The sequence below is a fragment of the Caballeronia sordidicola genome, from assembly GCF_000729995.1.
GTDB classification, from domain to species: Bacteria; Pseudomonadota; Gammaproteobacteria; order Burkholderiales; family Burkholderiaceae; genus Caballeronia; species Caballeronia sordidicola_A.
The window spans coordinates 112,225-129,745 of the sequence record NZ_JNFG01000200.1; the positions used below are offsets into that span (position 1 = coordinate 112,225).

Here is a 17,521-nt window from a genome sequence, read left to right on the forward strand (position 1 = left end):
CAGATGTTCCTCGATAGCTCAGTTGGTAGAGCGCCGGACTGTTAATCCGTAGGTCCCTGGTTCGAGCCCAGGTCGAGGAGCCAAGAATTACTGCTGTGAACCACTTGTTGAATGTGGTCTTCGGTTCTCCTCCAGTCTTATCTAATCCTCGCTGTATCCCCCGCAAGCAGTGCATTCAGCACCCAATCGGTCAGAAACATCCTGATTGTCTTTGGATCGCTTGAACTGCGAATCATCGCTTTAATATCATCACCGCACGAATCATCCGCTCTTCGGTGATCAGCACGTGTGGTTTCAAAACTTTTCCAACTTCTACAAGCGTCTGCTTCGACCTTGTCTGCCTCACCTCGCTGCTCTCCTATACGAGCAGCTATCAACTCGAGCGGCATAGTCCCGATGTGAAGAATCAAAGATTGAGCCATCTATAACGCGTTGCGTTATATAACGCAACGCGTTATAGTTCCGATATGGCAATCCAAAATTTTATTTGTCGGGAAACAGCACTGATCTGGTCTGGCGAGCGGTCCAAGCGGTTGCCATCGGAGATCCAGCAGACGGCGCGACGCAAGCTCAGAATGCTGAACAACGCGAGGTTATTGCAGGATCTCCGGATCCCGCCTGCAAATCGGTTGGAACTGCTCAAGGGCTCACGCGCAGGTCAGCACAGCATTCGCATCAATGATCAATGGCGTATATGTTTTCAATGGGACGATGGTGCCGCGCTCGATGTTGAAATCGTCGACTACCACTGAGGGGGAACTATGAAAAAATTGGCTAACGTACACCCGGGTGAGGTGCTCCAAGAAGAGTTCCTGGTGGAGTTAGGGATGAGCCAGAACGCGCTGGCACGCGCTATTAAGGTTCCGCCCAGGAGAATTAATGAGATCGTCCACGGAATGCGGTCGATATCGGCCGACACGGCGTTACGCCTGTCGATAGCGCTGGGCACCACCCCACAGTTCTGGCTTGGGCTCCAGGCTGACTATGACCTTGAGGAAGCGGCGCGCGTCGACCTATCGAGTGTCGAACGCCTGGTCGCGGTGTAGGAATCGGTAAGGGTGCCAACGCCGATCACCTGACGCCAGTGACGTTTCTCGCCTGGCGGTGGCCGGGTCGCGAACCCGGTGAAGGCTCGATCGAGGATCCGTGCCCCTGACGCTTGATCGCAGCCAAGCTATCGGCGACGGTCGTGGACCGATCAATCGCCATGACGCAGCGAGCTTCGTTGCGAAGTCTGCCAGTACTCCTATGGCATCAATATGCGCGAGTTTCAGCGTGTGCCCGGCGTGAGCATCAAGGCCTGGGAAAGGTCTCTGCTGGATTAACGAACTCTGCCATGGTGCAGAACATCGCGACAAGGTTACCGACCTAGCACGCAACCGGCCGCCTGGTTGCAAGACGCCGACCTCTCGCTTCCCCCCTTCTCCGCGCCACCCCACCTAAACCGACCCTGATCACCCACCGCCATCGAATCTTTTAGAATTGATAGTCGTCAGACAACGGTATAATGTGTCTATCCACTGCATCCCTGAAATACGACATCGCCACCCGGCTGGCCCAAGGAGCGTTTCTGATGGTCGAATCCCTCACATCCGTCGTGACACCCCGACGCGCCCGTAACCTGGCGGAGAGCGTGTTCGACTACGTGATCGAACAGATCGAATCCGCCGCGCTGAAACCGGGCGACAAACTGCCCACCGAAGCGAAACTCATGCTGACGCTCGGTGTGAGCCGCACCGTCGTGCGCGAAGGCATTTCTCGCCTGCAGGCGAACGAGGTCATCGAAACACGTCATGGCATTGGCAGTTTTGTGCTCGAGCCGCGCCGCGAGAAACTGGGCATCGATATGGTGCCGGCCACCACGCTGCGTGACGTGTTGTCCGTACTCGAATTGCGCATCAGCCTGGAAACCGAATGTGCCGGGTTGGCCGCGCAACGCGCACAGCCGGAAGATCTGGTGCGCATGCGCGCGGCGCTCGACGCGATAGAAGCCACCAGCCGCAACGGCAGCGACAGCGTCGCGGCCGATCTCCAGTTCCACATCGCGCTCGCCCGGGCGACTGGAAACCGCTATTTCGTCGATATCCTCACGCAGATGGGCACGGCCCTGATCCCGCGCAACCGCATCGATTCAGCGGGGATTGCGAAAGCCGATCCGAAAGCGTACGTCTCGCTCGTCAATCTCGAACACGAGAGCATTCTCGAAGCCATCACGCGACGCGACGCCGAAAGCGCGCGCGCGGCCATGCGCATGCATTTGTCGAACAGCCGGGAACGCTTGCGCCGCGCGAATCAGTCAAGCGAAGCGGCCGGCTGAAAGCGGCCCGCGCAGCCGCCGTACATTTGTCGCCAGCCGACGTTGCCGGGTGGCCGACATGGCATAACCAGCGCGCGAACCACCAGGCCGGGCCCCAAAGCATTGATCTCGCAGACAAACGGGCGCCCGCTGCCACATCAGCGGACGCCTAACCCTCTCGTAGAAAATTCCTCAACATCAATTATCTTGTCTGACGTCCGACTTTAATTCATAATCCTCTCAATGCAGTTGGTGAAGATGCCACCCAATTCATTAACAACGGCAGGGCGATGCCGGGTTAACACCCATTTTGACGATCCTTGCGTCGCTCTTAAAATGTTATCAGACAACGTATCTCACGTCGAAAATTGCGAAATTGCTCGCCACCGCTTTGCCGCATGAGCGTTCGCGCTGACACCGCGCGTGAAAGACCGGTTGAGCGGACGCCCCGAACACGCTGTCGAACCGAACCCGCCCCGCGCCGCTTAAGAGCCCCCTCACGAGCCCCAACCAACTCAGACAGACCACGTCAATGTCCACGAACCCAAGCGTTTCAACCGCAGCGAACGCCACGCCCACCGTCACCGAGCTGCGCGTGATTCCGGTTGCCGGGCGCGACAGCATGTTGCTGAACCTGAGCGGCGCGCACGGCCCGTTCTTCACGCGCAACATCGTGATCCTGCGTGACAGCGCGGGGCACACGGGCGTGGGTGAAGTGCCGGGCGGCGAGAGCATCCGCAAGACGATTGACGACGCGCGTCCGCTCGTCGTCGGCCAGTCGATCGGCAATCTGCACGCCGTGCTCAACACTACGCGCAAGCAATTCGCGGATCGCGATGCAGGCGGGCGCGGCACGCAGACCTTTGACCTGCGCACGACCATCCATGCCGTGACCGGGCTCGAAGCCGCATTGCTCGACTTGCTGGGCCAGCATCTGGGTGTGCCTGTCGCCGCGCTGCTGGGCGAAGGACAGCAACGCGATGAAGTTGAAATGCTCGGCTATCTGTTTTATATCGGCGATAGAAACAAGACCAACCTGCCCTACTCCCCGGGGACAGACGCGACAGATGACTGGACCCGCTTGCGCCACGAAGAAGCGATGACCCCGGAAGCGGTCGTACGACTGGCCGAAGCGGCACACGCGCGCTATGGGTTCAACGACTTCAAGCTGAAGGGCGGCGTGCTCGCGGGCGACGCGGAAATCGAAGCGGTCACGGCACTTGCCGAACGCTTCCCGAACGCCCGGGTAACGCTGGACCCGAACGGCGCGTGGTCGCTGTCCGAAGCCGTGCGCCTGTGCCGCGACCAGCATCACGTGCTCGCGTACGCCGAGGACCCATGCGGTGCCGAAAACGGTTATTCCGGCCGCGAGGTCATGGCTGAATTCCGCCGCGCCACGGGCTTGCCGACCGCTACCAACATGATCGCGACCGACTGGCGCCAGATGGGCCACGCGATCCAGTTGCAATCGGTGGACATTCCCCTCGCCGATCCGCATTTCTGGACGATGCAAGGCTCGGTGCGCGTCGCGCAAATGTGCAACGAGTGGGGCCTGACGTGGGGATCGCACTCGAACAATCACTTCGACATTTCGCTCGCCATGTTCACCCACGTCGCGGCGGCGGCGCCCGGCAAGATTACTGCCATCGATACCCACTGGATCTGGCAGGACGGCCAGCGCCTCACGCACGAACCGCTGCAGATTGTGGGCGGCAAGGTGAAGGTGCCGGCGCGGCCGGGACTGGGCGTGGATATCGATATGGACGAACTCGATAAAGCCCACGCGCTGTATCTGGAGCACGGTCTCGGGGCCCGCGATGACGCCATCGCGATGCAGTACCTGATTCCGAACTGGACCTTCGACAACAAGCGCCCGTGCCTCGTGCGCTGATTTCCTCAACGGCTTATTCATCGACTTAATCATCGATTTACCCCAAAACGAATTCACGACCGACCATGACGACACCTCAAGAGCTCAAGCAAATCGTTTCCGAAGGGCTGCTGTCCTTTCCGCTGACCGACTTCGACGAACAAGGCGACTTCCGCGCCGATACCTACGCTGCCCGTCTCGAATGGCTGGCGCCCTATGGCGCGACGGCCTTGTTCGCGGCCGGCGGCACGGGTGAGTTTTTCTCGCTGACGCAAAGCGAATATTCGGACGTGATTCGCACGGCAACGGAAACCTGCAAAGGCAAGGTGCCGATTCTTGCTGGCGCGGGCGGCGCGACGCGGGTGGCGATTGCTTATGCGCAGGAGGCCGAACGGCTGGGCGCGAACGGTATTCTGCTGATGCCGCATTACCTCACCGAAGCCAGCCAGGAAGGCATTGCCGCGCACGTCGAACAGGTGTGCAAAGCCGTGAAGAATATTGGCGTGATCGTGTATAACCGCGCCAATTCGAAGCTCAACGCCGACATGCTCGAAAGGCTTGCGGATAGCTGCCCGAACCTGATCGGCTTCAAGGACGGTGTGGGCGAGATCGAAAACATGGTGACGATCCGTCGCCGGCTGGGTGACCGGTTCTCGTATCTCGGCGGATTGCCGACGGCCGAAGTTTATGCCGAAGCGTATAAGGCGCTGGGCGTGCCGGTGTATTCATCGGCGGTGTTCAACTTCATTCCGAAGACTGCGATGGAGTTTTATAAAGCGGTGGCCTCGCAGGATCACGCGACGACCGGCCGTTTGCTCGATGAGTTCTTCATGCCGTATCTGGCGATTCGTAACCGCAAGGCGGGTTATGCGGTGAGTATCGTGAAAGCGGGTGCGAAGCTGATCGGCCGCAGCGCCGGTCCTGTGCGCGCTCCGCTGACCGACCTGACCGAAGATGAAATGGCACAGCTCGATGTTCTGATAAAGAAGCTCGGCGCTCAGTAAATCCGCACGAGTTAAAAAGCCGTTCCAACGTAAGTTGGGAACGGCTTTTTTGCATCTGGCGTCGCGCATAAGCACCTTCGAATCTAAGCCGCCAGCAACACCACCGTCAGCGACCGCACGCCTTGCGCGCCGCGAATCAGCACGCCTTCGATATCCGCCGTCGCCGATGGCCCCGTCACCAGCACGGCATAACGTGCGGCCTTGAAGTCATCGCGTCGATACACATCCTGAAGCCCATCCACGATCTGCGCAGGATCGAGCAGCACGACCAGATGCTGCACGAGATAACCGATCGAATTGACGATGTATTCGTCCTCGCTGAACCAGACCGAGCCCGTTTCCGCCACGCCGAAGCGCGCGCGGACCACGCCTGCATCGACGTCTTGCAGTAACGCCGGCGACATATCGGCGGCGAGCGCGCGGTTCCCCTCGATACCCGGCACGGCCGACGCGACTATCGCGTCCGGGCCAAAACGCTCGGCGAGCAGCGTGCGCACCGTATCGAGCGATTCGCCTTCGACCACGGTTCCGCCCATCGCGGCCAACGCGGTGCGAAAGCGTTCGAGTCGTTCGCCGGGAGGTGTATCGAAGAGCGGTACGTCGGGACGCGGCCTGCCAGCCGGTTGCGCCGCGCGAATCTTCGCGAGAAAAGTGTCACGCGTGGTCATCGTCATTTTTTGGCTGCCTTGCGATTTTTCTTGTACCACTCGTGGAAGGTTTCAGCGGGCGTTTCTGGCAGATCGCGCTGACGGCCCCAGATGTTCAGCGGGTTATAGAGCACGAAGTTCGGCAGCCGCTTGAGCGCACCGCCGAGCGACGCAACGGTGCCTCGATACAACGTAGGACTCGCCAGGAGGCGCCCCGCCATCTTCAGCACTTCCTGCTTCACGAACGGCACTTCATGATTCGACGCGATCACTTCGCGCCACTTGTAGATCTGCTCGTGAATGTTGACCTTCGTGGGGCAGACGTTCGTGCAACTGCCGTTGAGCGTCGATGCAAACGGCAGGCTGCTGAAGCGTTTCATATCGTAAGTAGGATTGATGATCGCGCCTATCGGCCCGGAGTACGTAAAACCATACGACAAGCCACCGCTACGCCGATAAACCGGGCACGTATTCATGCAGGCCCCGCAGCGGATGCATTTGAGCGAATACCAGAAATCCTCCATCGCGAGGCGTTCGGAACGGCCGTGATCGACGAGGATGTAGTGCATCTCCGAGCCCGGTCGCGGCGCGCGGAAATGCGAAGTGTATTGCGTGATCGGTGAACCGAGCGCACTGCGCGACAGCATGCGGATGAACAAGCCAAGATCGGAAATCCGGGGAATTAATTTTTCGATACCAATCGATGCAATGTGCAGCGGCGGCACATTCGCCGACAAATCCGCATTGCCCTCGTTCGTGCACACGACGACCGTTCCCGTCTCCGCCACGGCGAAGTTGCAGCCCGTCATGCCTGCGGTTTTTTCGCGCACAAAATACGGCCGCGTGTTCATGCGCTGGCTTTCGGCGAGATAGTGGATGTCGCTATTTTTCGGATCGGTGCCGATCGTGCGGCCAAAAAGCTCGGCGACGTCCGCGCGCAGTTTATGCACGGCCGGCACGACCATGTGGCTCGGGTCCTGGTTATCCAGTTGCTGGATGCGTTCGCCGAGATCCGTTTCCATCACCGTGATGCCGCGCGGCTCGATGTACTCGCGCATCTTGCATTCATCGGTGAGCATGGATTTGCTTTTGACGAGCGTGGTCAAGCCGCGCTCGGACATCAGCTTATAGACGATCTCGTTGTGCTCCTCGGCGGTTGCCGCGTAATGCACGATCACGCCATGCGACTCGGCTTGAGTGATGAACTGATCGAGATAATCCGCCAGATTCGAAAGCGTGTGCTCCTTGATCCCCGACGCCAGCTCGCGCAGCGTCTCCCATTCGGGCATGCCGTGGGCTTGGGCGTCGCGTTTGCTGCGCAGGTCCCAGAGGCGTTTATCGTGGAAAGCGAGGTGATCTTCCTTGGCGATGAACGCGCCCGCCGCCTTCGCGTGATCGAGCCGCTTGCTTTTCCCCTTCTCGACGTCGCTCATGCGCGTGCTCCGTTCAGAATCTGGGCGATGTGGATAAAACGGGCATCGAGTTTCAGGCGTTCGGCGCAACCTTGCTGATGCATGAGGCACGACATATCGCCTGAGACGATATATTCCGCGCCCGCACCGACATGATCGCGGACCTTGTCCTGCCCCATCCTCACCGATACCGCTTCTTCGGTCACCGAAAACGTGCCGCCAAACCCGCAGCATTCGTCGGGCCGTGTGGGCGCAACGAATTCGATGCCTTTGACGCCTTCGAGTAACGCGCGGGGTTTGGAAAACGGCGCCCCATTGATCTCCGATGCAGACACTTCCTTCAGATGCCGGATCGCGCTGCAGCTATTGTGCAAGCCGACCCGATGCGGGAATTCGGCCCAAGGGAATTCGCGTACCTTGAGGACATCGTGGAGAAATTCGACGAGTTCATAGGCGCTCGTTCGCACCTTGCGCACGGACGCGGTCTGCTCGATCGCGGTCAGATGCTCGCGTACGTGATGAATGCAACTCGCCGATGGACCGACCACGTAGTCGTAATCGGCGAAATTTCGAGCGAATACCCGCTCTGCGCCGGCCGCTTCCTTTTGCGCGCCGCTATTTGCCATCGGTTGGCCGCAGCAGGTTTGCTCCTCCGGATAATCCACTTCCACGCCCAGACGTTCGAGCAATTCGAGGGTCGCGATACCGACTTCGGGATAGAACGCATCGATAAAACAGGGAACGAACAGGGCGACTTTCATTGGATAGGAAAATGTGGGGAGCCTGAAAAACGAAGGATTTTGCCGCTCTTGGTCAGCTTGGTCTGACCAAGACTTTAAAGTTCGCGATCTTTCATGTCAAACTAGGAAAAATATCGAGCCGTCTTTTTACCGACCATTCAGCACTCATGCCTTTTAAGCCCGTCCAGTCCTACACCCGCACGCGCATCGCCGATGTCGTCTCCGACCAGATCCGTGCGCTGATCACAAGCGGCGCATTGATCCCCGGACAACGTCTCCCCGCCGAACGCGATCTCGCGGAACAACTCAACGTCTCCCGCCCATCGCTGCGTGAAGCGCTGATCCGGCTGGAATCGGATGGATTTATCCAGGCTGCCGCGCGCAGCGGCTTCGTCGTGTCGGATGTCACCGCACCGCTCGTGTCCGCGCCGCTCGCCGCGTTGCTGAGCCAGCATCCCACGGCCAGCGCCGACGTCCTCGAACTCCGCCACGGCCTCGAATCGCTGGCAACGGGCTACGCGGCCGAACGCGCCACCCCTGGCGATCTGGCGCGCATCACCGAAGCGTTCAACGCGCTGAAAACCGCCGCCATCGAACCGAAACGCACTCGCATAGCAGAACACGACGCCGCGTTTCATCTCGCCATTGCCGACGCTACCCACAACCTCGCGCTTGCTCACGTGATGCACGGCCTGCACGAGCTCGTACGGGAATCGATGCTGACATCGCACCGGCTGGTCGACTACGACAACGACGTGGAAGCGAACCTGCTCGCGCAGCATCAAGCCATCTTCGATGCGATCATTGCCCGCGACCCACCACGCGCCCGCGACGCCGCCGGCGCTCATCTGGATTACGTCAGCACGCTTTATCGCGACCGGTTGCCCAAGCCGGAAGCACCCCGCCATCCCGCAAAAAATCAGAATCCGGAGACCACACCATGACTATTTCCAGCGCCCACTGGGGCAATCTCGCAGACGGTACGCCCGTCGAGCTTCACACGCTGAGCCACGATAACGGCCTGAAGGTAACGGTGACGAATCTGGGCGCGTCGCTCGTTTCCTGGTTCGCGCCGGATCGCGATGGCCGTCTGGCAGATATCCTGCTCGGCCACGATACCCCCGCCGCGTACACCACCGGTCCTGCCTACATGGGCGCGACCGTCGGACGCTGGGCGAACCGCATCGCGGACGCACGCTTTTCGCTCGATGGCGTGGAGTACCAACTCGAAGCCAATCAGCCGCCGAATTCGCTGCACGGCGGTTTCCAAGGCTTTAGTTTCAAGCTGTGGCAAGCGCGGCATACGGACGACGCTTTGGTCCTCACGCTCGAATCACCCGCGGGCGACAGTGGTTTCCCCGGCGCGCTCACCGTCCAGGTGACGTACGCGTTCAGCAACGCGGGCGAACTGACGATCACCTACGACGCATTCACGGACGCGCCCACGCCGCTGAACCTCACGAACCACGCGTACTTCAACTTGTCGGGCGTGGATTCGGCGACTATCCACGACCACGAGATCGAGCTCGCCGCCGATCAGTTTTTCGCTATCGATAAACATACGATCCCGACCACGCTGGAAGACGTCGCCAATACGCCGTTCGATTTCCGTACGGCCGCGCTGCTCGGACCGCGTCTGGACACCCGCGACAACGAGCAAGTGACGCTGGCGGGCGGCGGTATCGACCATTGTTATGTGTTGAGCACCGCGGCGCCTGTTACCGAGCTGCCCGAAATGCGGCGTGTTGCGGCTGTTTATCATCCGGCCAGCGGACGCGAGCTGACCGTCTCCACCACCGAGCGCGGCTTGGTGTTCTACACCAGTAACAGTCTCGAAGGCGTGCCGGGCAAGCGTGGCGTTACGTATCACAAATACGGCGGACTCTGCCTTGAAGCGGGCGGGTTTCCCAATCAGATCAATATGGACGACGCTGAAGATGTCGTGCTGCGTCCCAACGAGCGATATCGGCAAATCACGCGCTACGCCATGCGCGTGAGGTAATCACGTGCCGCTGATAGGACCCCGCCTACAGTCGAATAGGACGCTCGCGGGTATCGGCGGATCGGCCTCTCATCGATACTGAATCCATTGAATCAGAAATCGAATGGAGGAAGACGATGCCCTATCTACTGGGATGGCTGCTTGGTGTGCCGGTGATCGTGTTGGTGATCCTGTATCTGATCTTTCACTGATCGCTTGGCGCATGAGATGGAACGTGCAAGCGCGCGTTTTCACGTGGACTGAACGAAGGCGTCGATACAATATCGACGCCTTTTTCAATTCCTCACTGCCCGAAGGATTCCGATGAAACGCGCTCTCGCCCTGACGTTCATGACGTCGCTCGTTGCGTTGCTTGCTGCGCCTGCCCTGCATGCCGAGGAAATAGCCAGCGTCAACACCAATTTCCGCTTTACCGGCTCGGATCGCGTCACGGTCGAGGCGTACGACGATCCCGCCGTTGCGGGTGTCACCTGCTACGTTTCCCGCGCACGCACGGGCGGCGTTAAAGGAACGCTGGGAATAGCCGAAGACCCGTCTGAGGCTTCGATAGCTTGCCGCCAGGTCGCACCGATCAAGATTGATGCGCCGCTCAAGCAAAAGTCCGATGTGTTCTCCGAACGCATGTCGTTTATTTTCAAGACGTTGCACGTAGTGCGTATAGTCGATGCCAAGCGCAATACGCTGGTTTATCTGACGTATAGCGACCGGATTACAACCGGCAGCGCGAAGAACAGCGTGACAGCCGTGCCAGTGCCCGCGGGCACGACCATTCCCGTCAAATAAGACGGGCGCACCGCTTGGCCGGCCTCTTCAACCTTACCTAAAGTTTCCGCTCCCCGCGCCGATATACAGACGAACGGCCGTCGCCCTCATGGCGACGCCGACTGTCTTCCCGCGCCGGCTGAAACCGGTCAGCGGGATCGGGAACCGGGAAACATCATGGGTCAGATCACCCTTTCATTTAAAGACGAAACCATCGCGGCGCTACGCCGCGATTTCGACACGTTGATTCGTCTGTCGCTCAAGTTCGACCCGCAATTTGTCACGCCCACGTTCGAAGATTTCCTGCGCGCAAAACTGCTCGACAACCCCACGCCGCTGACCGAACTAGCGGTCCAGAAAATGCTGCAAAACGGCCAGTACGCGTGGGCAAAACGTGCACTCGACAAGGAAATGCCGGACGTCGTCGAAATGCTGATGCGACAAGCCGCGGAACATGGTTTCGGCTTCGCCGTCCGATCGGACTGGAAACCGGACGATCTCGTGAAGGCGTCACGCGCGTGGGCGACGGCTATCGTGACCGAAGCGAATGGCGACGCGGCGCAGATCGATCCACTCGCGTCGCAGATCAAGGCGGCAGCAACGGATATTCAGGAACTGGAGATGAAAATGCAGACGCCCGCATGGCGTCTCGCCGATTCACTGCGTCAACGCGTGTACGAAACCAAGATTGCGACCGAACATAGTGCGGGATCGACAGCGCGTGAGAAGCTCGGTGAACTCCGCTGCCTGCTGCGCCTCGGCATGTTTCATGGCTCGATTGCAAAGCAGGAAGCGCAGCAAGTGCTCGAGCAGTTGCGCATGATGAAGCCGGAGATTTTTATTGAAGAGCCGTACGACGGTTTCACCCGCTTCGGCAACTGGCTGCGTACGATCTTCACGCCGGAGCGCAGAGTGCCGAAGCCATCGCGTGCGGAACGTTGAGCTTGTTTTGAGCTAGCTCGAAGCCCTTCACTCCCACATCTTCTTGAGCCGCGCGGCGATATCGACTTTCGCCTTTGCCGCCGCGGCCAGTCCCGCCGCTGTCGGCGCGCTGGGCTCAGGTACCGGCGGCCACGCGCACGCTTCGAACTGCGGCATCAGATGCGCGGGGATGAAACGCGTACGCGCCGCCCAGACATGCCGGTCGCCCATATGCGACTGGTTGTGCACGTAGAAACGCTGTGGCGTGACAATGTGCAAATCCTCTTTTGCACGCGTCATGGCGACGTACAACAGACGCCGTTCTTCATCGATTTCCTCGTCGCTGCCCGTGCCCATATCCGATGGAATGCAGCCATCCACGCCATTCATGACGAACACGTTCTTCCACTCCTGGCCCTTGGCCGAATGGATGGTGGAGAGAATCAGATAATCTTCATCGATGAGCGGAACACCTGATTCGTCGCTGGTGGCATCGGGCGGATCGAGCGTCAGTTCGGTGAGGAAACGCTCGCGCGTGGGATAAGTGGACGCGATGCTTTCCATCTGCAACACGTCGCCATGACGAATTGACGCGTCTTCGTGATTGCGCTCCAGATGCGGTTCGTACCAGCGCCGGATCATTTCGAATTCAGCGGGCCAGCCGCTTTCGCGCGCGCACACCTTCGACATCATGGCGACGAGCGTCGGCCAGTCTTCGCTCGCGCGCAACGGCGCGGCGAATGCGGCTAACGCGGCGGCCGTCTCGCCGCGCTCGGCGACCTGATCGAGTACACGCCCCGCGATGGCAGGTCCAACCCCGGGCAGCAACTGCAGCACGCGAAACCCGGCCACGCGATCACGCAGGTTCTCGCCCCAGCGCAGTACCGCCAGCACGTCCTTCACGTGGATGGAATCGAGGAACTTCAGTCCGCCGAACTTCACGAACGGAATGTTGCGCCGCGTGAGTTCGATTTCGAGCGCAGCGCTATGATGCGCGGCGCGAAACAGCACCGCCTGCTGCTTGAGCGTCATGCCGCCTTCGCGCGCCTCCAGCACCTGCTCGACGATATAACGCGCCTGATCCGCCTCGTCCGCCACCGAGACCAGGCGTGGCCGTTGCGCCGATGCCTTGTCGGTCCACAAGTTCTTCGTATAACGCTCGGCCGCGAGTCCAATCACCGCATTCGATGCAGCCAGGATGGGCTGCGTCGAACGGTAATTGCGCTCCAGCGTCACGCATTTCGCGGGCGGATCGAAGTGATTCGGGAAGTCGAGGATATTGCGCACCGTCGCGCCGCGAAACGAATAGATGGACTGCGCGTCGTCGCCGACGACCGTCAGGCCGCGGCCATCGGGTTTCATCGACAGCAGGATGGACGCCTGAAGTTTGTTCGTGTCCTGGTATTCATCGACGAGCACATGGTCGAAACGGCTCGACAGATCCGCGGCAATGGACGGCTCGGCGGCGAGATGCGACCAGTAGAGCAGCAGGTCGTCGTAGTCGAGCACGCTTTGCTGCTGCTTCGCGTTGACGTAGGCCGCGAAGAGGCGACGCAGATCGTCTTGCCATTCGCGGCACCACGGGAACGCCTGGTCGAGCACCGTGGCAAGCGATACTCCGGTGTTGACGACGCGCGAGTAGATGGCGAAACACGTGGACTTGGCCGGAAAGCGTTTTTCTTTCGCCGATAACCCGAGTTCATGCCGCACGAGGTTCATGAGATCGGCCGAGTCCTCTCGATCGTTGATCGTGAACGACGGCGACAACCCCACGAGATCCGCGTAATCGCGCAACAAACGCGCGCCCACGCTATGGAAGGTGCCAGACCAGGTGAGGCCCTGCGCGATCACGCTCCGATTACCCAATGCGTTCACAGCGATGCGGGTCACGCGCCGGGTCATCTCGCTAGCTGCACGCCGCGAAAACGTCAGCAAGAGAATCCTGTGCGGGTCCGCGCCCTTCACCAGCAAATGCGCCACGCGATGCGCCAGCGTATTCGTCTTGCCCGACCCCGCTCCGGCGATCACCAGCAACGCGCCGGCTGGGTCGCCAGCGTTCGACGCCTGCGTGCCGTACTCGACCGCTTCACGCTGCGCGTCGTTCAGTTTGGTCAGGTACGACGCGATGTCTTCCCGCGCCGGCTTGGGCGCGAGGGTGTCGTCGGTGGCGGAGTTGAGCGTGAGCACGTCGCGTGAGCTTTAAAAACGGGTGACGCACACTGTATATCCATACAACTCTTCCACGCAAGCGACTGATGCAGAAGGCTTTTGGCCCTATAAAAAATGGCCCGGCGCGCTTGCGCGCGCCGGGCCATTGTCATTTCACTTTAAGGAAACTGCTGCGAATCAGTCCGCTTTCTTCGCGTTTTTCAGGTTCGCGTCGGCAGCGGCTTGATCCGCCTTTGATTGCGATTCCGTCTTTTTCTTGTCAGCCTTGGCCTGCGCTACATTCGCGTCCTTATCCGCTTGGTCCTGCTTCTTCGCCGCTTTCTTATCGGCGTGGGTGGGTTCAGCGGTTGTCTGCGCCTGCGCGACCGACACAGTGGCGGCCGTCGCAAACGCACCCGCAAGCAGCGTTGCGATCAAACGATTCGTGGTCGTGGTCATGAATTACTCCTTGCCATCGGCCCCGCTTAAAGGGCCGCGTTCTATCGTTCTGTTCGTCGGGCTGAAAACTTAGTGCTGCAAGCCCGTATCCTTCGGACCATCCGGCTCGGCGGACTTCAAGTCGTCGTTGGCGGTCTGGTTGTCGGCCTTCTTGTTGATCTTCGCGTTGCGCACCTGCTCCTTGTATTGCGCCTTCGCTTCCTTGTTCGTCGCCTTCAAATCCTGCTTCGATGCCTTCTTCGACGCCTTGTATTCAGCGCTAGCCTGCGCATTGGCATTGCGCTTCACGACAAACGGATCGGTCGGCGCCGGTGCGACGATATTCTGCGGCGGCGGCGCGGTTTGCGCGGACGGCGCGGACATCTGGCCGGCGTCGGCGGCGGAAGGTTGCGCGGTTTGCGCGAACGCGGATGCGGACAAACCCATGGCGACAAAAGCGGTACCCAACAGCATTTTCTTGACTTGCGACATAGTGATTTCCTCGCTGGCAGTTTTTATTCCGGGTGGTGGATTGCAACCATTGCAACCCACCGCGACGCCTAAGCGATATGCGTTGTGTCCTCAAAAACCTCGCTTGAAACAGCGCGCCGCAAATACCCGTCTACACTTCTGATGACCGGCACGTACGCGAACAAAACCACGTAAAAAACGCACCGATCACTACGACTGACCCGGTGCCGGACGCTGGAGTTCGCTGAAACGTGTCATTGTTACCGAAGGTTTCACTTCCTGACATATTGCAAACAACCGAACGCCCGATATCCGGGAGCCTTGCCTGTACCCGCACGTGGCATGCCCGGCTGGTTTATCATGGGCGCCCTTTCCGTCCCCAACCTTGCGAAGACTGACCACATGCCGCGCCTCGAATTCACGCTCACAGGCGACTACGTCGAACTGCACAACCTGCTCAAGCTGATGGGCCTCGCCGATAGCGGCGGCTCGGCGAAAGCGCGCGTCGCCGAGGGTGAAGTGAAGGTCAATGGCAAGATCGAGCTGCGCAAGACGTGCAAGATCCGCGCGGGCCAGACGGTGACGATAGAAGACACCACGATCAAGGTTCTCAAGCCGAAATGATCGGCATGAGTACGTTCTGAACGACGTTCAATATCGCGTCGTGATCGACATAATCGCAATCAAGCAATAAGCTAGACGGCTTTCGTTCCCTTTCGCCGCTTTCAGCTTGTTGACGGTCGAAGCCATTTTTGCAAGCTAATGTGCTTCAAAACCGGGATTCACAGCTGGAATTCGAAGCCGGATTTCATCACTGAAATTCAAAGCGGAGCTTCAGCCCGATTCCGGCTGAAGCGAGGCCGGAACGAGCGGGCGATGCAGAACCGGTAACGGTTTGCTGCATCGCCCGTTGCCGTTTTTGCGCGGTTTTTGCCGTGCAGCAAAGCATCCAGATAATCCGTCATGCCATCCAGTCTGAAACGCGCGAACGCGCCGCCTAGCCTTCCGCCGAGCCTTTCCCGTCACGCCGTCGATACCGCCAGGCTCGCCGCGCCCCTCGCCATCTCGCAACTGTCGCAAATGGCGATGGGCGTCACCGACACCATCCTGCTCGGCTCGCTCGGTCCCGACTCCCTCGCGGCCGGGGGCCTGGGCGCAAACCTGTTCTTCGTGGTCGTGGTGCTGCTGCAAGGCGTGCTGACGTCAGTGAGCGTCTCCGTCTCGCATGCGCGCGGCGCGAACAACGATCACCTTGTGCCCAACATCTACTGGACCGGGCTGGTGCTATCGCTGCTGCTCGCGATCCCTGCCTTCACGCTGCTGAGCTTCGCCGAACCGATCCTGCTCAGGTTCCACGAACCCGCCATGCTGGCCAGGAATGTTGGCGAATACTGCGCGATCCTGCGCTGGGGTGCGCCCGGCAGCCTGCTCGGGATCGGCATGATGCGCGCGTTCCTGCCGGCTATCGGTGCGGCGAAGCGGCTGCTGTGGGTATCGATTGGCGGCGTGTTCGTGAACGCGTTTCTCAATTACGGCTTGATCCACGGCGCCTACGGCCTGCCTGAACTTGGTTTTCTCGGCTCGGCGGTCGCCACGACGACTACAGTTTGGATGACGGCGCTGGTACTCATCGCGTTCCTGCATTTGCGGCCGCGTTACCGGCATTTTGTCGTCGCATCGAGGCCGCGCTTGCCGCTCATGGGCGAACTGTTCGGCATCGGCTGGCCGGTCGCGATCACCTACGGCGTTGAATCGACGCTGTTTCTCGCCACCGGGATGACCGTCGGCACGCTCGGCGAAGCGCAGCTTGCCGCGCACCAGATCGCGCTGAACGTAGCGTCGGTGGCGTTCATGGTGCCGCTCGCCATCGGCCAGGCGGCAAACGTGCGCGTGGGGTACTGGATCGGCGCAGGGCAGCCGCTGGCCGCACGCCACGCCGGCTTTGTTGCGATCGCGCTGGGCGTGTCGTTCATGGCGATGTCGGGCTGCGTGCTGGTACTGGCGCCGCACGCGATCGTCGGGCTATATCTGCATCTGAACGACCCGAAGAACGCCCAGACCGTTGCGCTGGCCGCGTCGCTGCTGGGGGTCGCGGCCGTGTTCCAGATCGTCGACGGCATGCAGACCGTCGCGTCGGGCGTGCTGCGCGGGCTGAAGGACACACGCGTGCCCATGCTCGCGGCGGCGCTCGGTTATTGGGGCATCGGCTTTCCGACGGGCTACATGTTGGCGTTTCACTTCAACGGCGGCACTAAGGGCTTGTGGTGGGGACTGGCTGCGGGACTTGCGAGCGTCGCGGTGCTGATGACGCTTCGCTTCGACCGCATGAGCCGGCGTTTAATCACGCGCGGAGCGCTTGAACCCGGCGGCAAATCTGGGCAGACACCCCGGCATACGGCCTAAAGCCATGGCTACGGATCTTCGATTACTTCGGTTGCCGCGGCATAACGCGGCATAACGTGGCATAAGTTAAGCAGACATTGTTGGTTGGGATTGGAGCGGCGCGGAGATACGATCAAGCCGTCTCCTTGAGATTCATCCAGTAACAGGGGTATTAGGCCCGCTTCGACGAAGCGGGCTTTTTTTCGTCCGCACATCTCCAATAGCGCTGTTCGTCTCGCTGCCAAATCCCGCGTTGAACCACCCGACGCCGGCCGTGAGAAAGGCTACGAGAAAAGGCACGAGCAACCGCCTCGTTGCCCGCTCCACTTTTTCGCCAATCGACCCATCCGCCGTGTTTGTTGCCGATTTCCCATAAAATGACCACGCATGATCCTTGCTATACACCCGCGAGATCCGGCGCTGCACAC

The 17,521-nt window shown here is 60.1% G+C and carries 17 protein-coding genes and 1 tRNA gene; 12 read left to right on the forward strand and 6 right to left on the reverse strand.

Annotation, left to right across the window (positions count from 1 at the left end):
* The first annotated feature begins 7 nt into the window (after positions 1–7).
* The 6 genes from FH08_RS0138615 (at position 8) to kdgD (ending at position 5,170) form a co-directional block, all read left to right on the forward strand.
* Positions 8–83 (forward strand) — tRNA-Asn (locus tag FH08_RS0138615).
* Between the two features lie 384 nt (positions 84–467).
* Positions 468–752, forward strand: a complete 285-nt coding sequence (locus tag FH08_RS0138620; protein WP_031363469.1) for a type II toxin-antitoxin system RelE/ParE family toxin — start codon at positions 468–470, stop codon at positions 750–752.
* A gap of 9 nt (positions 753–761) precedes the next feature.
* Positions 762–1,046: a HigA family addiction module antitoxin gene (locus tag FH08_RS0138625; RefSeq protein WP_031363470.1), complete on the forward strand. Its 285-nt coding sequence runs from the start codon at positions 762–764 to the stop codon at positions 1,044–1,046.
* A 527-nt stretch (positions 1,047–1,573) separates the two neighbouring features.
* On the forward strand, positions 1,574–2,317 hold the full coding sequence (locus FH08_RS0138630; RefSeq protein WP_031363471.1) for a FadR/GntR family transcriptional regulator: 744 nt from the start codon (positions 1,574–1,576) through the stop codon (positions 2,315–2,317).
* Positions 2,318–2,828: 511 nt separating this feature from the next.
* On the forward strand, positions 2,829–4,187 hold the full coding sequence (gene gudD, locus FH08_RS0138635) for a glucarate dehydratase (RefSeq protein ID WP_031363472.1): 1,359 nt from the start codon (positions 2,829–2,831) through the stop codon (positions 4,185–4,187).
* A gap of 65 nt (positions 4,188–4,252) precedes the next feature.
* Positions 4,253–5,170 carry a 5-dehydro-4-deoxyglucarate dehydratase gene (kdgD, locus tag FH08_RS0138640; protein ID WP_031363473.1) on the forward strand — a complete coding sequence of 306 codons (918 nt, stop codon included), beginning with the start codon at positions 4,253–4,255 and terminating at the stop codon, positions 5,168–5,170.
* Positions 5,171–5,253: 83 nt separating this feature from the next.
* Here kdgD and FH08_RS0138645 read toward each other — a convergent pair whose 3' ends face one another.
* Genes FH08_RS0138645 through FH08_RS0138655 form a run of 3 tightly spaced genes read right to left on the reverse strand, consistent with a single transcriptional unit; the run spans position 5,254 to position 7,990 of the window.
* Positions 5,254–5,838, reverse strand: a complete 585-nt coding sequence (locus FH08_RS0138645; RefSeq protein ID WP_031363474.1) for a LutC/YkgG family protein — start codon at positions 5,836–5,838, stop codon at positions 5,254–5,256.
* Between the two features lie 2 nt (positions 5,839–5,840).
* A complete protein-coding gene (locus tag FH08_RS0138650) occupies positions 5,841–7,250 on the reverse strand; it encodes a lactate utilization protein B (protein WP_031363475.1) in 1,410 nt (469 codons plus the stop codon).
* On the reverse strand, positions 7,247–7,990 hold the full coding sequence (locus tag FH08_RS0138655) for a (Fe-S)-binding protein (protein ID WP_031363476.1): 744 nt from the start codon (positions 7,988–7,990) through the stop codon (positions 7,247–7,249). The genes FH08_RS0138650 and FH08_RS0138655 overlap by 4 nt, the downstream gene beginning before the upstream one ends.
* Positions 7,991–8,136: 146 nt before the next feature.
* On the opposite strand from FH08_RS0138655, the gene FH08_RS0138660 reads away from it, so the two are divergent.
* The 4 genes from FH08_RS0138660 to FH08_RS0138675 all read left to right on the forward strand — a co-directional run bounded on the left by FH08_RS0138660 (position 8,137) and on the right by FH08_RS0138675 (position 11,675).
* On the forward strand, positions 8,137–8,913 hold the full coding sequence (locus tag FH08_RS0138660) for a FadR/GntR family transcriptional regulator (RefSeq protein ID WP_051888870.1): 777 nt from the start codon (positions 8,137–8,139) through the stop codon (positions 8,911–8,913).
* The gene (locus FH08_RS0138665) at positions 8,910–9,971 is read left to right on the forward strand and encodes an aldose epimerase family protein (protein ID WP_031363478.1); all 1,062 of its coding nucleotides are present in this window, start codon (positions 8,910–8,912) and stop codon (positions 9,969–9,971) included. Before FH08_RS0138660 ends, FH08_RS0138665 begins: the two co-directional genes overlap by 4 nt.
* Positions 9,972–10,274: 303 nt before the next feature.
* A complete protein-coding gene (locus FH08_RS0138670) occupies positions 10,275–10,754 on the forward strand; it encodes a CreA family protein (RefSeq protein WP_031363479.1) in 480 nt (159 codons plus the stop codon).
* A gap of 156 nt (positions 10,755–10,910) precedes the next feature.
* Entirely contained in the window at positions 10,911–11,675 is a 765-nt protein-coding gene (locus FH08_RS0138675; RefSeq protein WP_031363480.1) for a DUF4088 family protein, read from the forward strand.
* 27 nt (positions 11,676–11,702) lie between these two features.
* Here the strand turns inward: FH08_RS0138675 and FH08_RS0138680 are convergent, their stop codons facing one another.
* From FH08_RS0138680 to FH08_RS0138690, 3 genes are all read right to left on the reverse strand, one after another.
* Positions 11,703–13,781, reverse strand: a complete 2,079-nt coding sequence (locus FH08_RS0138680; RefSeq protein WP_419178046.1) for an ATP-dependent helicase — start codon at positions 13,779–13,781, stop codon at positions 11,703–11,705.
* A gap of 219 nt (positions 13,782–14,000) precedes the next feature.
* The gene (locus FH08_RS0138685; RefSeq protein ID WP_031363482.1) at positions 14,001–14,261 is read right to left on the reverse strand and encodes a hypothetical protein; all 261 of its coding nucleotides are present in this window, start codon (positions 14,259–14,261) and stop codon (positions 14,001–14,003) included.
* Between the two features lie 69 nt (positions 14,262–14,330).
* A complete protein-coding gene (locus FH08_RS0138690) occupies positions 14,331–14,732 on the reverse strand; it encodes a hypothetical protein (protein WP_031363483.1) in 402 nt (133 codons plus the stop codon).
* Between the two features lie 381 nt (positions 14,733–15,113).
* Here FH08_RS0138690 and FH08_RS0138695 point away from each other — a divergent pair, with 381 nt between their 5' ends.
* Both FH08_RS0138695 and FH08_RS0138710 read left to right on the forward strand, forming a co-directional pair.
* Positions 15,114–15,335, forward strand: coding sequence for an RNA-binding S4 domain-containing protein (locus FH08_RS0138695; protein ID WP_031363484.1), 222 nt, complete (start codon positions 15,114–15,116; stop codon positions 15,333–15,335).
* A 339-nt stretch (positions 15,336–15,674) separates the two neighbouring features.
* Complete coding sequence (locus FH08_RS0138710) at positions 15,675–17,114, forward strand: MATE family efflux transporter (protein WP_051888871.1); 1,440 nt, start codon at positions 15,675–15,677, stop codon at positions 17,112–17,114.
* Positions 17,115–17,521 lie beyond the last annotated feature (407 nt).

What these genes read in the sequence shown, in the direction of transcription:
- FH08_RS0138620 (WP_031363469.1), top strand. Translation starts at nt 468, where the DNA reads ATGGCAATCCAAAATTTTATTTGTCGGGAAACAGCACTGATCTGGTCT.
- FH08_RS0138625 (WP_031363470.1), top strand. Translation starts at nt 762, where the DNA reads ATGAAAAAATTGGCTAACGTACACCCGGGTGAGGTGCTCCAAGAAGAG.
- FH08_RS0138630 (WP_031363471.1), top strand. Translation starts at nt 1,574, where the DNA reads ATGGTCGAATCCCTCACATCCGTCGTGACACCCCGACGCGCCCGTAAC.
- gudD (WP_031363472.1), top strand. Translation starts at nt 2,829, where the DNA reads ATGTCCACGAACCCAAGCGTTTCAACCGCAGCGAACGCCACGCCCACC.
- kdgD (WP_031363473.1), top strand. Translation starts at nt 4,253, where the DNA reads ATGACGACACCTCAAGAGCTCAAGCAAATCGTTTCCGAAGGGCTGCTG.
- FH08_RS0138645 (WP_031363474.1), bottom strand. Translation starts at nt 5,838, where the DNA reads ATGACCACGCGTGACACTTTTCTCGCGAAGATTCGCGCGGCGCAACCG.
- FH08_RS0138650 (WP_031363475.1), bottom strand. Translation starts at nt 7,250, where the DNA reads ATGAGCGACGTCGAGAAGGGGAAAAGCAAGCGGCTCGATCACGCGAAG.
- FH08_RS0138655 (WP_031363476.1), bottom strand. Translation starts at nt 7,990, where the DNA reads ATGAAAGTCGCCCTGTTCGTTCCCTGTTTTATCGATGCGTTCTATCCC.
- FH08_RS0138660 (WP_051888870.1), top strand. Translation starts at nt 8,137, where the DNA reads ATGCCTTTTAAGCCCGTCCAGTCCTACACCCGCACGCGCATCGCCGAT.
- FH08_RS0138665 (WP_031363478.1), top strand. Translation starts at nt 8,910, where the DNA reads ATGACTATTTCCAGCGCCCACTGGGGCAATCTCGCAGACGGTACGCCC.
- FH08_RS0138670 (WP_031363479.1), top strand. Translation starts at nt 10,275, where the DNA reads ATGAAACGCGCTCTCGCCCTGACGTTCATGACGTCGCTCGTTGCGTTG.
- FH08_RS0138675 (WP_031363480.1), top strand. Translation starts at nt 10,911, where the DNA reads ATGGGTCAGATCACCCTTTCATTTAAAGACGAAACCATCGCGGCGCTA.
- FH08_RS0138685 (WP_031363482.1), bottom strand. Translation starts at nt 14,261, where the DNA reads ATGACCACGACCACGAATCGTTTGATCGCAACGCTGCTTGCGGGTGCG.
- FH08_RS0138690 (WP_031363483.1), bottom strand. Translation starts at nt 14,732, where the DNA reads ATGTCGCAAGTCAAGAAAATGCTGTTGGGTACCGCTTTTGTCGCCATG.
- FH08_RS0138695 (WP_031363484.1), top strand. Translation starts at nt 15,114, where the DNA reads ATGCCGCGCCTCGAATTCACGCTCACAGGCGACTACGTCGAACTGCAC.
- FH08_RS0138710 (WP_051888871.1), top strand. Translation starts at nt 15,675, where the DNA reads ATGCCATCCAGTCTGAAACGCGCGAACGCGCCGCCTAGCCTTCCGCCG.